Below are 13,644 nucleotides of genomic sequence, written 5' to 3' on the forward strand. Positions count from 1 at the left end.
GTTCAGGGAATGAGATCCCTGCGCATGGTCTGAATGACCTTGCCCCCGGGTTCGTTCAGGATGCACACCAGATCACCCTCGTCGGAAAACTCGATTTCACGGTTCTTGCGGGTCCACAGGCTGAACCAGGCCACGCCCCATTGTCCCAGAGGATAGGGAAGATCACTCATGCAAAAAAGCTTGTCCCAGGTCCACCCTCGCTTGAGCAGTTCGTCCCAGCGGGGTCTGATCCAGGTGAGGGCGGCTTCGAGATTGCGCTTGAGCTCGTCAGTGACGTATTTGTTCTCCTGCATCAACGCTTCGGGAACCTCGGGCCTGTCCTTGGCAAATCCGTTCATACCTCTTTGCTCCTGTCCAGCCACTCCTGCACAGCCCTGATCTGCGCGGCAACGGATCGGGGACCGGTGCCGCCGGGCACTTCACGCCTTTTGACCGCTGCATCATAGGCCAGCACCTCAAAGACGTCCTGATCCACCAGCGGACTGAAGGTCTGCAATTCCTCCAGGGAACAATCTTCCAGACATTTGTTGTTCTTCTCGGCATAGGCCACGGCATTGCCTGTTATGTGGTGAGCCTGCCTGAAGGGAATCCCCTTGCCCACCAGGTAGTCGGCCAGTTCCGTGGCATTGAGAAACCCCTTGCGCAATGCCGCGTGCATGGCCTCGGGGTTGAACATCAGGGCCTCGACCATCTGCCCCATGATGGTCACGGACATGGTCACGGTGGTATCCGTGTCAAAAAAGGGTTCCTTGTCCTCCTGCATGTCCCGGTTGTAGGCCAGAGGCAACCCCTTCATGGTGGTGAGCATGCCCATGAGATTGCCATAGACCCGGCCGGTCTTGCCGCGCATGAGCTCGGCCACATCAGGGTTCTTTTTCTGGGGCATGATGGACGAACCCGTGGCAAAGGCGTCGGGAAGCCTGATGAACCCGAAGCCCGGGTTGGACCAGATGATGATCTCCTCGCACAGCCGGCTCAAATGGGCCATGATCTGGGAACCCACAAACAGGGATTCCAGCACGAAATCCCGATCGGAAACCGCATCCATGCTGTTGGCAAAAACCCCTTGCAATCCCAGCTCTTGAGCTACGGAATCAGGATCCAGGGGATAGGTGGTCCCGGCCAGGGCGGCCGCCCCCAGGGGAGAGACCGAGGCCCGTCGGGCACAATCCTGAACCCGCTGCACATCACGACAGAACATCTGGCAGTAGGCGAGGAGATGGTGGGCCAGGGAAACGGGCTGGGCCGGCTGCATGTGGGTATATCCCGGAAGCAGGGTTTCCTGATGATTCCTGGCCTGCTCCAGCAGAGACTCCACAAGGCCCTTGAGGGCTCTCTCCCAGGTCTGCAGGCTCTCAACCACGCACAACCTGAAATCCAGGGCCACCTGATCGTTGCGGCTGCGGCCCGTGTGCAGCTTCTGGCCCACCGACCCCACAATCTCGGTGAGACGGTTTTCAATGTTCATGTGCACGTCTTCAAGATCAGCGCGCCAGACAAAGGTGCCTTCCTGGATCTCCCTGGCCACCTGATCAAGACCGTCCACAAGGATCTGGGCCTCGTCCCTGGTGAGCACGCCCTGCCTGGCAAGCATCCGGGCATGGGCCTTGGAACCGGCAATGTCCTGGGCATACAGCCGCCGGTCATAGGTTTCCGAAACCGTGTACTCCTCCACCAGGGGGGCGGTGGACTGTTTGAACCGCCCGCCCCACAACTTTTCCTGCTTGTTCTTGCTTGAAGCCATGATTCGTCCTTGTTGTCCGGATTATTTGCCGTGCACCTTGTTGTAGGCCATGAGGCGAAGCCCCTGCAAACGGATGAAACCGGCCGCATCAGCCTGGTTGTAGACATCATCCTCTTCAAAGGTGGCCAGGTCCGGATTGTACAGGGAGTTGGGAGAGGTCCGGGAAAGGGGCCACACACCGCCCTTGTACAGCTTGAGGGTCACCTGGCCGGTGACGCATTCCTGGGCCTTGTCCATGAAGGCCTGCAGGGCCTCGCGTTCGGGAGAGTACCAAAAGCCATTGTAAATCATTTCCGCGTACCTGGGAATCAGGGTGTCGCGCAAATGCATGAGCTCCCGGTCCAGACAGAGTCCCTCAAGATCCTGGTGGGCCGCATGGATGATGGTGCCGCCGGGGGTCTCGTACACGCCCCTGGACTTCATGCCCACGAACCGGTTTTCCACCATATCCAGGCGGCCGATGCCGTGCTTGCCGCCCAAACGGTTCAGGTGCTTGATCAAGGAAGCCGGGCTCATGCGCTCCCCGTTCACGGCCACGGGATCACCCTGTTCAAAATCAATGGTGATGATTTCAGGCTGGTCGGGTGCTTCCTCAATGGGCACGCACAAAAGATGGCTGGCCGGGGCAGGAGCGTGGCCCGGATCTTCCAGTTCTCCGCCCTCAAAGCTCAGGTGCAGGAGGTTGCGGTCGCAGGAATAGGGTTTTTCCTTGGTCACGGGAACCGGAATGCCGTGCTCCTTGGCAAAGGCGATGAGGGCGGTTCGTGATCCCAGATCCCAATCCCTCCAGGGGGCGATGGTCACCAAGTCGGGAGCCAGGGCCATGGCCGAAAGCTCGAACCGGACCTGATCGTTTCCCTTGCCCGTTGCTCCGTGGGCAAGGGCCTGGGCCCCTTCCTTGCGGGCGATTTCAACCAGTTTCTTGGTGATGAGGGGCCGGGCAATGGAGGTGCCCAGCAGATACCGGCTTTCGTAAATGGCCCCGGACCGAAAGGCCGGAAAAATGAAATCTTTGGCAAACTCCTCCTGCAGGTCTTCGATATAGGCCTTGGAAGCGCCTGTTGCCAGGGCCTTGGCCTCCAACCCGTCAAGCTCCTCTTCCTGGCCCAGGTCTGCGGTCAGGGTAATGACCTCGCAATCATAGGTCTTCTGAATCCATTTGAGAATCACCGAGGTATCCAGACCACCGGAATAGGCAAGAACCACTTTCTTGATATCGCTCATATATGTCTCCACGTGTTTGATTGATGGACAAAAGCATGGACGGATAAAAAAAGGGCATGTTGGAGATTTCCGACATGCCGTGGGTTATCCATGTGCAATGACAAGGACGATATTGCCAAGCTCATGGCGTGTCAATGCGGACCCGTGGCTCAAACCGGAGTACCACCCGGGTGATCAGGTCAGATGAAAAAGGAGATGTACGAATATCCCGAGATCTCCATGTGTTTGACGTCGCGGGCATACTTGGAAAACAGGACCAGTCCCAGATTATCCAGTTCCTCGGGACCGGCCCGGAACAGGCTGTCGGGCATGACGAAATTGTTGATATCATCCATCTGGTGCCCACAGATGGCCTCGGTAAAAAGGCCTTCTTCGGTCTTGGTGATCCGGATGTTGAGCAGCCTGTCCCGGTTTTCTCCCTTACCGATCATGTAAAAAAACATTTCCTCGCAGCAGAGCATGAGGCGGAACTTTTTCGCATCCGCTATCCCCAGCCTGGTCTGCCCGTTGTCGATCATATCCCGCAGGGCCTGAAAGCTGTCGGCATGGGCAGCAAAGACCCCCTGAATCCGCTTCTTGGGTGCGATATAGGCCAGAGTACTCAGGATGAACGCAGTGAATCCGCCGATGGCCACGCTGTTTTCAAGCATGGGGGCAAGCTCTTCCGGAACAAGTTCCGGAAACATGGAACCGCTTTCGGCAACCAGCCCTACCGTCAGGGAGATCCCCAGGATGAGCCCGTTCTGGGCACCAAAGGAGTTCATGGTCACAAGGCCCAGACCGGCCTGAAACAGCAGAGCCGCAATAACCAGCAGAAATCCGCCGATGACCGGAGCGGGCATGTCCAGCACAAAGCCGCTCACCTTGGGCATGAAGGCCAGACACAAAAGAATCAGTGCTCCGAATCTCCCCACCCGGGCCGACGAAACCCCGGTCATCTCGATGATGGGAATGTTGTCGCAATAAATGGAAGGCACGGCCGTACCAAAAAGCGCGGCCATGATCTTGCTGAGTCCGTCACAGTACAATCCCCCCTGAATCCGGTCATAGGAAACCCGCCTGAAATCCCTGGTGGAGACCTGCTGAACAAGCATCAGGTTTCCCGTGTTTTCAATGACACTGGCCAGCATGGCCATGCAAAAGGCCAGAAACAGGGGCAGATGAGCGCTGGAAAATCCCATGTCCATACCTGGCCAGGCACATTCCGGCAGGCCGATCCACGGCGCGTGGGCAGAATGCTTGAGTTCCAGAAGCCCCACACAGGCTGCGGCCACATACCCGCTTCCCAAACCGATAAGGGGACTCCACATGCGCATGGCTCCCTTGCCAAAAAGCATGAGCACCACAAGCACGGCCACGGTCAGCCCGCCCACCATGAAGCGGGAGGAAACAACCGATCGGGCAAGACCAGCCTCCCCTGTCCAGAGATCCATGGCCAGGGGAATGAGGGAGACCGCCACCAGCAGGATGACCACCCCGCCCACGGCCGGGGTAATGATGTGGCGGAAAAACCTGATAAAATAGGTGTACAAAAAAACCACCGGAACGCTCAACAGGGACATCCAGGCCAGAAGTCCCATCCCTCCCATGTGCACGGCGTCAACGGAACAGGCAAGAAACGCGCTGTACGATCCCGTGAACAAAATGGCTCCGGCCCCGAATCCCCGCTTGTGCCATGATTGCAGATAGGTGAACAGGGCCGCAATGAGAATGATCCCGAAGGTGGCGAACCTGAGGGTTTCAGGGGGGACATTGCCCACCTTGCCCAATATGTTGGGCACAAAAATAACGGCATCAAAAATGAGCAGAACATGGGTGCCTGCCAGAACAAAAGACTGGAAAAAGGGCGGTTCTTCTTCCACGTCATAACGAAGACGGTTCTCGGCCATACCTTTTTCAACCTCGCACAATACGCTGATTCACCCTCAACAAGCCGTCATACCCGGTCCAGAAAATCCAGGTCCCTGCTCTGGGAATTCTTGGTTCCCACGCAGAGCACTTCAATACCCCCGGCCGGCTTGTGCCGGAAATAAAGGCGTCCGTTATACCCAAAGGCAACTTCCAACACCTTGGTCTTACGTCCCTTGCCGAAAACCTTCCTTTTGACGCTCACCAGCGAGGGATCCGTGTTCAGCTGGAGAATGACCTCCTCGGCCTTGAGGCGCATATCCTCGCCCAGATCGGTGATCCCCTGAATGGTTCGCTCGTGGATATCCAGATTCTTGTACAGAACCCGCATGCGCTTTTCCAGGTTGTCCGCTCCCCTGGCCTTGCGGGCCTGGCGACGGGTCGGTTTGGTGTTCAGCTCGTTGATCTGCTCCCTGAGCTTGTCGATTTCCGCACGCTGGATCTCCTGACGCAAACGGGTCTTTTCCAGCTGCGCTTCCAGGGACTCGATCTCGTCGAGCATGTCGTCTTCATTGGCCGAGGCCTGCTGCCGCTCCTGCACCAGTTCATTTCGGACCCGGTCCACCTTGGATTCGAGCTTTTCCTTGAGACCGTCGAGCTCCTCGATGCGTTCGGCAAACCGGCGCTCCTGCTCGCGAAGCTCCCTGATCCTGGAATCCTTTTCCTCTTCTTCCCGCAGGGCCCGGGCAAGGCCCCTTCGATACCCCACAAACAGGACAATGATATCCACGACCACGTACAGGCCAAGCAGGGCAAGACCGGCCGGTGAACCAGGAGACAGGGAAAGGCTGACACTCAGGCCAAGCCCCTTGTTGAGCAGCTCGTAGTTTTCCTGGGCAATAGCAAGGGTGTCATCCGGACCGATCCCGGCCTGGCTGTCAAAGGAGGCCGGATAGATGATTTCATTGTCCTTGGTGGTGACCAGTACATTGGGCTTCACACCCCAATACTGGGCGCTGCTTTTGGCAAAATAGGCGTTGATGTTCCTGTTGACCGCATCACGCAGTCGCTCCTTGCCCTGAAGCAGCTCCGTGGTATCGCCCAGATAGATATTGGACAGATCCGTGGAATACTTTTTCTCCAGCCCCGAAGACACGCCCTGCAGCGAACCGATGTACAATAACGGCGGCAGCAGGATGCACACAATGAGCAACCTGAACGGAAAATACTTCATCCATGCCTCCACACGGACAGATCCGTCCGGGTTCCCAGGGCGGCATGCCGGGCACGATCACGTTCTGAAACAGGGCATACACTAGTCATCAGACGGATCCTCCGTACGGCCGACCGCGCCATCCTCGCTGAGGCGGTTCAGAAGCTCCAGGGCATGCTCCTGCCCCTTGAAGGTGGCATTGCCTTCCAGCGCACGGGTCAAAAACCGGGCGGCCTCGTCCGCATTGCCCTGCTGCCAGTGGGCAAGGCCCAAATGGTAGAGAAAGACCGGGTTGTCCGCATCCCCTGCCGCACTGCGGGCAAGATAGGGCAGTGCCAACCGGGATTCGCCCCGCTTGAGATGGATAAGCCCCACCGTGTCCAGAACCTGGGGGTCATCAGGCATCTGCCTGAGGGCCATGGAGGCCAGCTCAAGGGCCCTGTCCAGGTCGCGGCCCTGCCTCATGAGGACATAGGCAAGGTTGTTGGCGGCCGGACCGTAGTGGCTGTTGATGCTCAATGCCTGCCGGTAATACCGGGCGGCCTCGTTGAGATCTCCCCGTCTATCGGCCAGATTGCCCAGAAGCAGGATGGCCTCCAGATTGGCCGGATCCTGTTGCAGCACAACCATGGCCTGGGCCCGGGCCCGGGAGGTTTCCCCCGCATCGTACAGGGTTCTGGCCAGGCCCACTCGTGCCGCCATAAATCGCGGCCAGACCTTGACGGCCTGTTCAAGGGTCTGGGCGGCAGGGATGTACTGCTTCAAGGCCAGCAGACTCATGCCCTTGAGATACTGGACCTTGGGAAGGTTCTTGCCCTGGTCCAGAAGCTCCTGGGCAAGGGCCAATGCGGTAGTGAAATCACCTTTTTTCAGGGCCAGTTCTGTTTGCAGAATGCGCGAGGGCAAAAACGAGGGATTGGCATCAAGGGCCATGAGCACATAGTGCTCCGCCTGGTCCAGCTTGCCGGCATGGGCATAAAAGCGGGAAACCGTATCCAGAACCTGCACATTGTCCGGGGCCATTTCCAGGGCCTGCTCATAGATCTGACAAGCCTGGTGCTCCTTGCCGGTCAGGTCATAGAATCGGGCCAGGTGCATGAGGGGGCGAACCTGACCGGGAGACAGCTTGATCGCCTCCCTGTAGGCCGACTCGGCCATGGCCATCTGCCCGATGCGAAAATAAAAGGCCCCCAAAATTTCCTGCAGCCTGGGATTGCCCGGATCGTGCTGCAGGGCATCCAAAAGCACTCCCTTGGCGTCAGCGATCTTCTTGATGCTCAGATAACGATCAACCAGGGCCAGTTTGAGATCCAGGGCGTTGGGATTGTTGCTGATGGCCGTGTGGAGAACAGGAATGATCTCGCCGGTTTCGCCCAGCAGAACCTGGGTTTTCACCAGGGCGAGGTAGGCCCGCACCTGGGAGGGATCAAGTTCGATGATTTTGCTGAAGAGCGCCTTGGCCTGGGGCAGGGCCTTTTGCTGGGCCATGAGGGATCCCTTGAGGAACAGGGCCTCGATGTTCTGGGGATCCCGGGCCAGGACCCCATCCAGGATGTTCAGGGCCTCGGGCAGGTTTCTTCCCAGCATGTGAAAGGTGGCCAGGCGAAGCTGGACATCCAGGTCAGCAGGATCAATGGCCGCGGCCCGGGTAAAGCTGTCAAAGGCCTGTTTCAGGGCGCCCCGCCGCATCTGGACAATGCCCAGCTGCACATAGGCATCCTTGTAGCGGTCATCCAGGGCAATGGCCTGCAAAAAGGCCTTTTCCGCGTCGGCAAATTCTCCATTGACCAAGAACTCGTTGCCCTGGTTGAAATAGAAGGTCTTTTCCTCTTCTTCCCGGGAGCAGGCCGTCACCAGCAGGCTGACGCCCAGCAAACAGACAGCTACCCATGTTTTTCTGGAATTCATGATTTCTCCGCAAACTTCACCAACGGTGGAGATGAACAAGACTTGCCCTATGATGAGGTGAGTACACGATGTGATTGAACAGAACCGGCATCTTCGGGGATGCAACAACCGCGCCCAACAGGTACCGGATTGCTACTGGTGGCCCAAGAGAAAGGCAATCCAGCAATCCGTTTCCATGGCCCCGAAATACTTGGAAAGATCCACCCCTTTGAGACATTGCTCCAATGCTTCCCGGGTGTAGGGAATATCCGTGAGCAGGGTTTCCAGATCCAGGATTTCGCCATGACCGAAAAAATCTCCAAAAATTTTCACACCGGTCATGACCCCTTTGGCCACCTGGATGCGCACATCAATGATGCCAATGGGAAATCGTTTTCTTCTCTTGACGTTGTATCGGGGAGATTTGCCGAAATTCCATTCCCAGCTGTCATACTTGGTCCGGGCCAGTTCATGGACCTCGGCCCACTGGTTCGCGTCCAGCTCGCGGGTCCGGATGTCGCCGTACGGGGCAAACACGGTTTCAAGGAGCCGGTTTCTGAAGGTCTCCATGTCCACGGGCCGGGGGGCGCATTCCCTGATGTTGGTCACCCGGCTGCGCACGGACTTGAGGGCCTTGGAAGTGATCTTGTCATCGCTCACATGCAGGGCCTTGACCAGGGTGGACATGTCCGAATCAAAGAGCAGGGTTCCATGGCTGAGCATGGCGGTTCGAGTGGCATACTGGGCGTTGCCGGAAATCTTCTTGCCCGCAACAACAATATCGTTGCGCCCGGTGAGCTCGGCATCCACGCCCATGCCGGCCAGCACCCGGATGACCGGTTGGGTGAATTTGCGAAAATTCAGAAGATTTTCCCGGGCATACCGGGTCATGAAGCTGAAATTGAGATTGCCGTGATCGTGGTACACGGCCCCGCCCCCGGAATTCCTGCGCACCACGTGAATGTTGTTGGCTTCCACGAACTCCGGATTGATCTCTTCCACGGTGTTCTGAAACCGCCCCACAATGATGGAAGGGTCATTCACGTAGAACAGGAGATAGTCGTGGGAGGGGTCAAAACGCTTCAGGCAATATTCTTCCAATGCCAGGTTGATGCGGGGATCGGTGATGTTGTTGTTGGGGATGAAATACATGAAGATGATCCTGAAAAATCAGTCGTCCCTGGGGGATTCCGGTTCCTGCCCGGACACCAGACGACACTGGTTGTTGATGATGCGCTTGTAATAGGCAAGGAGCATGCAGGTTACAGGCAGGGCAATGACCAGGCCGAGAAAACCGAGGAGCTTGCCCCAGATGGACAGGGAGAGCAGAATCATGGCCGGGGACAACCCCATGACCCGGCCCATGATCCTGGGAACCAGAACCATGTCCTGAAGGGCCTGGATGACCAGAAACACCAGTCCTGTCAGACCGAACACAAGCAGAAAGCTGCTTCCTGTTTCAAGGGCGTGCACACTGGCCAGAAACAGGGCCGGCAACAGCCCGATGACCTGCAGATAGGGCACCATGTTCAGCAGACCCATGAACAGACCCAGAAGGATGCCCATGGGCAGGCCGATCAGGGTGAATCCAATGGAAAAAAGAACGCCCACAATGGCGGCAACACCGGCCTGGGCCCTGAAATACCGGCTCATGCCCTGATCAAAATCCCGGAGAAACGCGGTCACGGGCTCGCGCCACGAGGCAGGCAGAAGCTCGCGTCCACTGTCCCGAAACCGCTGAAAATCCAGCAGCAGGAACACCAGGTACATGAGGATGAACACCAGCCCCACCACCCAGAGCACAAAATTGGCTGTTCCGGCGAGGATGTTCCACAAACCGGGCACCAACCGTTGCCCTAGAGAACGCAGAAGCGTCAAGACGTTATCCGTCTGAAAAAAGGAGCGCACCTCGGGCCGGGCCAATTGCTCCTTGATCCACAGCCAGATGTCCGGGGGCAGGCGCCTGGACGCCTGCTCGGCAAATCCCGAATTGTTGACCAGGTCGGAAACCAGGGACCCCATGTGGGCCATTTCACGACCGATAAGGGGGACAATCAGCCAGAGCAGGCCGATGCACACAACCGAGGAACCCAGCAGGGTCAGCCAGACCGCCAGGGCCCGGGACCTGACCCGCTGCTGCACCCAGGTGACCAGGGGATGGAGCATGTAGGCCAGAAGAACGGCCACGGCAAAGGGAAGAATCACATCGCTCAGGTACCCGAGGAGCATGACTGCGCCCCAGGCAAGGCCAACGGCCAGGGCCAGACGGACCACCCGGTCCAGGGTATAGGGACGGTCTCCAAAAAGGTTCATGAGGGTTCGATTTGGTGCAGGATGGTGAGAATGCGTGATTTGTCGTGCTTGTACATGTCCAGGCAAAAGGATTTGACAGTTTTTTTCACTCCCTGGGGCGCGGGAAGTTCGGGAAAATCCAGCAGACCGCATTGGGAAAGATCAAGGGGCTCAAAGGCCAGTTCGGCATCCAGATTGTACACCACTCCGGCGCCGGTGATCTTTTCCTTTTCCACCTCGTCCCCCCGGAACTGCTTGGCAAATTGCAGCACCTGCGAGGCCTGGTGATTGTTGTTCAGGTCCTTGATCCGCTCATTGATGCGCTCCGCCCAGGTGGTCAGGGTCGTCAAACAGATGGTTCTCTTTTTCCCGCCAGGCCGGGAAGGATCGTCATAGTGGCGGCCGTGCAGATAGGTGTCCACGGCCTGGAACAGCTCCTGATACACCTTGTACACGGTTTTCCAGTACCGTGTTCCGGCAAGCAGACCCGGACCGGGACGCATGTCCTTGTGCAGTCGGCTTCCGTTCAGAGGACTTTGCCCGGTCAGATCAACCCCGATGGCCCTATAGAACGCTTCCACCCGGTCTCCTTCCAGCAGCAGGAACCCCAGACCATGCCCCCAGGCAACAACCTCCTGGCCTATATGCTCAAGTTCCCGGCACTTTTGATGAAACACGGTGATCTCGTCTTCAAGACGCTTGCGCGCCCCGAAAAAGGTGTCAGCGGCTTCCACCAGACCTTCCTCAACCAGGGCGTCGGCATAATCCGAAAGAGTGCTCATCCTCGTCCTCCTGTGGTCCCCAGGGCACCAACGCTGGCGTGTTCCGGACTGCCTGATCCCGGGCAGTAAAGGCCCTGATGCCTTTGTGCCAGCGTCTCTGCCGGTCATTGCCCAAGCTACCAGCGATCCGTCAGATGATCAAACCCTTCCTGGGCCCTGGTCCAAGAGCCGGCAACAAGCAGGTCACCATGCCCTGACCGTCGGTTCTGCTGATCCTGGCAAATGGCCGGGCGCCCCTGTTCGAAACACCAGGCAATACCAGGCGACATGCCATGAGCTTCAGGTCCCGGTTACCACCTGCAGTCGTTTCCCAAGGCCAATGCCCCGGGGAGAAACCCGGGCCTCAAAAGGGAGCATTTCCACACCGGCCTGCACGGCAAGATAAAAAAGCCGGGCAAATTCCGGATCAATGAAATCGGCCGGACCAAAGCACTCCCCATCCGGACGCTGCACCAGATAAAAACACCCCACCCGGGCCCCCTGTCCGGCCAGGAGGATGAGTTCCTCCAGATGCTTCTGCCCCCGCAGGGTAACGGCATCGGGAAAACAGGCCACCCCATCCTCCACCAGGGTCACGTTCTTGGCTTCGATCCAGAAGGTGCCTTTTGGCCCGTCCAGCCGGGCATCCAACCGGCTGTGCCCGACCCGGGCCTCGGCCTTGTAGGTCACGTACTGGCGCAATTCGGCAATGAGTCCCTGCTCCCAGACCTTTTTGAGCAACCTGTTGGGAGTCAGGGTATTCACCCCTATCCACTCTCCCCAGGGACTGACCAGTTCCAGGGTATAGGGAAGTTTTCTGGCAGGATTGGCAGCCGGGGACAGGAGGATCTCCATGTCCGGCCGGAGCAGCCCAAGCATGGAGCCGGAGTTGTTGGTATGGGCCCAGACCTGGCGGCCATCCAGCCGGGCCTCCACGCGAAACCGTTTTTCCCTTTGCACAAACCTGGCCGTCCTGCACTGCGGGGAAAAGGGAAGAAGGATGTCATCTGTCATGGCCGCCTGCATAGCCCAAAGGTCTCCAAGAGGCCAGAGCCGGTCATGCCCCATGCCCGGGAACAGGCAATCCGTTAATGATGATGCCCCACCAGTACCCCGGAGGCAGAGACACCCCTTTCTGCTCGCGCAGAGGGAAACCCGAACAGTGTTTTAACAAAAATGGAGAAAACAACTTTTTCACCAAACGACTTGGCAAATAAAGGTTACTACCCGAATAAACATGGATTTTTTAACGCCTGGAATTTCTTTCTGTCCTACATTCAAGCATATCATCCTCTGTTCCTTGGGCCTGGAACCCAAAATCAAGGGATTTGGCCAGTATGGCTATTTTTTATTTACGATTTTGTTAAAAATAACACACAAACATCCTGGTTTTGTTCTGTTTCCATGAACTCTCTCCAATGGTCATACCAAAAAATGAAAATATTATCTTTTAAATCTGAATACTTACCAAAAAATAACAAATTTTACATATATTGGTCGCCTTTTTGCTAGGGGGTGAACCCGTTGTCAGTTGGTACCGGGATCCTGGGGATGATCCCCATTGATCTTGCCATGCACTTTTCACCCCAAGGGAGTTTTCCATGAAAAGAAGAGACTTTGTCAAACTGGCCGGCGTTGGAGCCGCAACCGCTGCCACCTCCGTAGTCAACGCACCTTTTGTGCACGCGTCCAAGAAGACCCCCATCCGCTGGCGCCTGCAGACCTATGCCGGACCCGCCCTGGCCGAACATGTCATCAAACCCCAGATCAAGGCCTTCAATAAAATCGCAGCCGGAGACATGGTCATTGAATTGTATAACGCAGACCAGCTCGTGCCCACCCCCGAACTGTTCCGCGCCATGCAGCGCGGTACCATTGATGCCGTGCAAAGTGATGACGACTCCATTGCCGCACCCGTGGATGTGGCCATTTTTGCTGCCTATTTTCCCTTTGCCACCCGGTATTCCCTGGATGTGCCCACCCTGTTCAACCACTATGGGCTCAATGAAATCTGGCAGGAAGCCTACAATGAGGTCAAAGGCGTGACCTGGCTCGGTGCCGGGGCCTGGGATCCGTGCAACTTCGCCACCAAGCAGCCCATCAGATCCCTCAAGGATCTGGAAGGCAAACGCGTTTTTACCTTTCCCACGGGCGGCAAATTTCTGCAGCGCTTCGGCGTGGTCCCGGTCACCCTGCCCTGGGAAGACGTGGAAGTGGCCCTGCAGACCGGAGAACTGGACGGTATAGCCTGGTCCGGCATCACCGAAGACTATACCGTGGGCTGGGCCAATGTGACCAAATACTACCTGACCAACAACATCAACGGGGCCTGGATCGGTTCCTATTTTGCCAATTCCGAAAAGTGGGAGCAGGTGCCCGACCACCTCAAAACCCTGTTCAAGGTCACCATGGACAGTTCCAACTACTACCGCCAGCATTGGTACTGGTGGGGCGAGGCCCATTACCGCACCACCGGAGGCAAGCTGGAACTGACCACCATTCCTGAAAACGAATGGGCCCAGGTGGAGGCCGAGGCCATGAAGTACTGGGATGAAATCGCCCAGCGCAGCCCCCGGTGTGCCAAGGTCGTGCAGATCCTCAAGAATTACACGGAAACCATGAAAAAAGCGGGCAAGCCCTACCGCTATTAATTGCTGATTGTCCTTATGCCTATC

11 protein-coding genes are annotated in these 13,644 nt (G+C 57.3%); 1 reads left to right on the forward strand and 10 read right to left on the reverse strand.

Going from position 1 to position 13,644, the window contains the following annotated elements:
* Window positions 1-2: 2 nt before the first annotated feature.
* From DPF_RS10685 to sfsA, 10 genes are all read right to left on the reverse strand, one after another.
* Window positions 3-338: a hypothetical protein gene (locus DPF_RS10685; RefSeq protein WP_069859641.1), complete on the reverse strand. Its 336-nt coding sequence runs from the start codon at window positions 336-338 to the stop codon at window positions 3-5.
* The gene (gene argH / locus DPF_RS10690) at window positions 335-1,744 is read right to left on the reverse strand and encodes an argininosuccinate lyase (protein ID WP_069859642.1); all 1,410 of its coding nucleotides are present in this window, start codon (window positions 1,742-1,744) and stop codon (window positions 335-337) included. Before argH ends, DPF_RS10685 begins: the two co-directional genes overlap by 4 nt.
* 21 nt (window positions 1,745-1,765) lie before the next feature.
* On the reverse strand, window positions 1,766-2,968 hold the full coding sequence (locus tag DPF_RS10695) for an argininosuccinate synthase (RefSeq protein WP_069859643.1): 1,203 nt from the start codon (window positions 2,966-2,968) through the stop codon (window positions 1,766-1,768).
* A 179-nt stretch (window positions 2,969-3,147) separates the two neighbouring features.
* A complete protein-coding gene (locus DPF_RS10700; protein WP_069859644.1) occupies window positions 3,148-4,857 on the reverse strand; it encodes a uracil-xanthine permease family protein in 1,710 nt (569 codons plus the stop codon).
* Window positions 4,858-4,904: 47 nt separating this feature from the next.
* Complete coding sequence (locus tag DPF_RS10705; protein ID WP_069859645.1) at window positions 4,905-6,050, reverse strand: hypothetical protein; 1,146 nt, start codon at window positions 6,048-6,050, stop codon at window positions 4,905-4,907.
* Between the two features lie 81 nt (window positions 6,051-6,131).
* Window positions 6,132-7,937: a tetratricopeptide repeat protein gene (locus DPF_RS10710; protein ID WP_069859646.1), complete on the reverse strand. Its 1,806-nt coding sequence runs from the start codon at window positions 7,935-7,937 to the stop codon at window positions 6,132-6,134.
* A gap of 132 nt (window positions 7,938-8,069) precedes the next feature.
* The gene (gene lplA, locus DPF_RS10715; RefSeq protein ID WP_069859647.1) at window positions 8,070-9,068 is read right to left on the reverse strand and encodes a lipoate--protein ligase; all 999 of its coding nucleotides are present in this window, start codon (window positions 9,066-9,068) and stop codon (window positions 8,070-8,072) included.
* 18 nt (window positions 9,069-9,086) lie between these two features.
* Window positions 9,087-10,229, reverse strand: a complete 1,143-nt coding sequence (locus tag DPF_RS10720; RefSeq protein ID WP_069859648.1) for an AI-2E family transporter — start codon at window positions 10,227-10,229, stop codon at window positions 9,087-9,089.
* The gene (locus DPF_RS10725; RefSeq protein ID WP_069859649.1) at window positions 10,226-10,990 is read right to left on the reverse strand and encodes a hypothetical protein; all 765 of its coding nucleotides are present in this window, start codon (window positions 10,988-10,990) and stop codon (window positions 10,226-10,228) included. The genes DPF_RS10720 and DPF_RS10725 overlap by 4 nt, the downstream gene beginning before the upstream one ends.
* 279 nt (window positions 10,991-11,269) lie before the next feature.
* On the reverse strand, window positions 11,270-11,983 hold the full coding sequence (sfsA, locus tag DPF_RS10730) for a DNA/RNA nuclease SfsA (RefSeq protein ID WP_088178340.1): 714 nt from the start codon (window positions 11,981-11,983) through the stop codon (window positions 11,270-11,272).
* 587 nt (window positions 11,984-12,570) lie between these two features.
* Between sfsA and DPF_RS10735 the strand changes: the two genes are divergently transcribed.
* Entirely contained in the window at window positions 12,571-13,620 is a 1,050-nt protein-coding gene (locus DPF_RS10735) for a TRAP transporter substrate-binding protein (RefSeq protein WP_069859650.1), read from the forward strand.
* The last annotated feature ends 24 nt before the right edge of the window (window positions 13,621-13,644 follow it).

It is taken from the genome of Desulfoplanes formicivorans, from assembly GCF_001748225.1.
Classification (GTDB): Bacteria; Desulfobacterota; Desulfovibrionia; order Desulfovibrionales; family Desulfomicrobiaceae; genus Desulfoplanes; species Desulfoplanes formicivorans.

What these genes read in the sequence shown, in the direction of transcription:
- DPF_RS10685 (WP_069859641.1), bottom strand. Translation starts at nt 338, where the DNA reads ATGAACGGATTTGCCAAGGACAGGCCCGAGGTTCCCGAAGCGTTGATG.
- argH (WP_069859642.1), bottom strand. Translation starts at nt 1,744, where the DNA reads ATGGCTTCAAGCAAGAACAAGCAGGAAAAGTTGTGGGGCGGGCGGTTC.
- DPF_RS10695 (WP_069859643.1), bottom strand. Translation starts at nt 2,968, where the DNA reads ATGAGCGATATCAAGAAAGTGGTTCTTGCCTATTCCGGTGGTCTGGAT.
- DPF_RS10700 (WP_069859644.1), bottom strand. Translation starts at nt 4,857, where the DNA reads ATGGCCGAGAACCGTCTTCGTTATGACGTGGAAGAAGAACCGCCCTTT.
- DPF_RS10705 (WP_069859645.1), bottom strand. Translation starts at nt 6,050, where the DNA reads ATGAAGTATTTTCCGTTCAGGTTGCTCATTGTGTGCATCCTGCTGCCG.
- DPF_RS10710 (WP_069859646.1), bottom strand. Translation starts at nt 7,937, where the DNA reads ATGAATTCCAGAAAAACATGGGTAGCTGTCTGTTTGCTGGGCGTCAGC.
- lplA (WP_069859647.1), bottom strand. Translation starts at nt 9,068, where the DNA reads ATGTATTTCATCCCCAACAACAACATCACCGATCCCCGCATCAACCTG.
- DPF_RS10720 (WP_069859648.1), bottom strand. Translation starts at nt 10,229, where the DNA reads ATGAACCTTTTTGGAGACCGTCCCTATACCCTGGACCGGGTGGTCCGT.
- DPF_RS10725 (WP_069859649.1), bottom strand. Translation starts at nt 10,990, where the DNA reads ATGAGCACTCTTTCGGATTATGCCGACGCCCTGGTTGAGGAAGGTCTG.
- sfsA (WP_088178340.1), bottom strand. Translation starts at nt 11,983, where the DNA reads ATGACAGATGACATCCTTCTTCCCTTTTCCCCGCAGTGCAGGACGGCC.
- DPF_RS10735 (WP_069859650.1), top strand. Translation starts at nt 12,571, where the DNA reads ATGAAAAGAAGAGACTTTGTCAAACTGGCCGGCGTTGGAGCCGCAACC.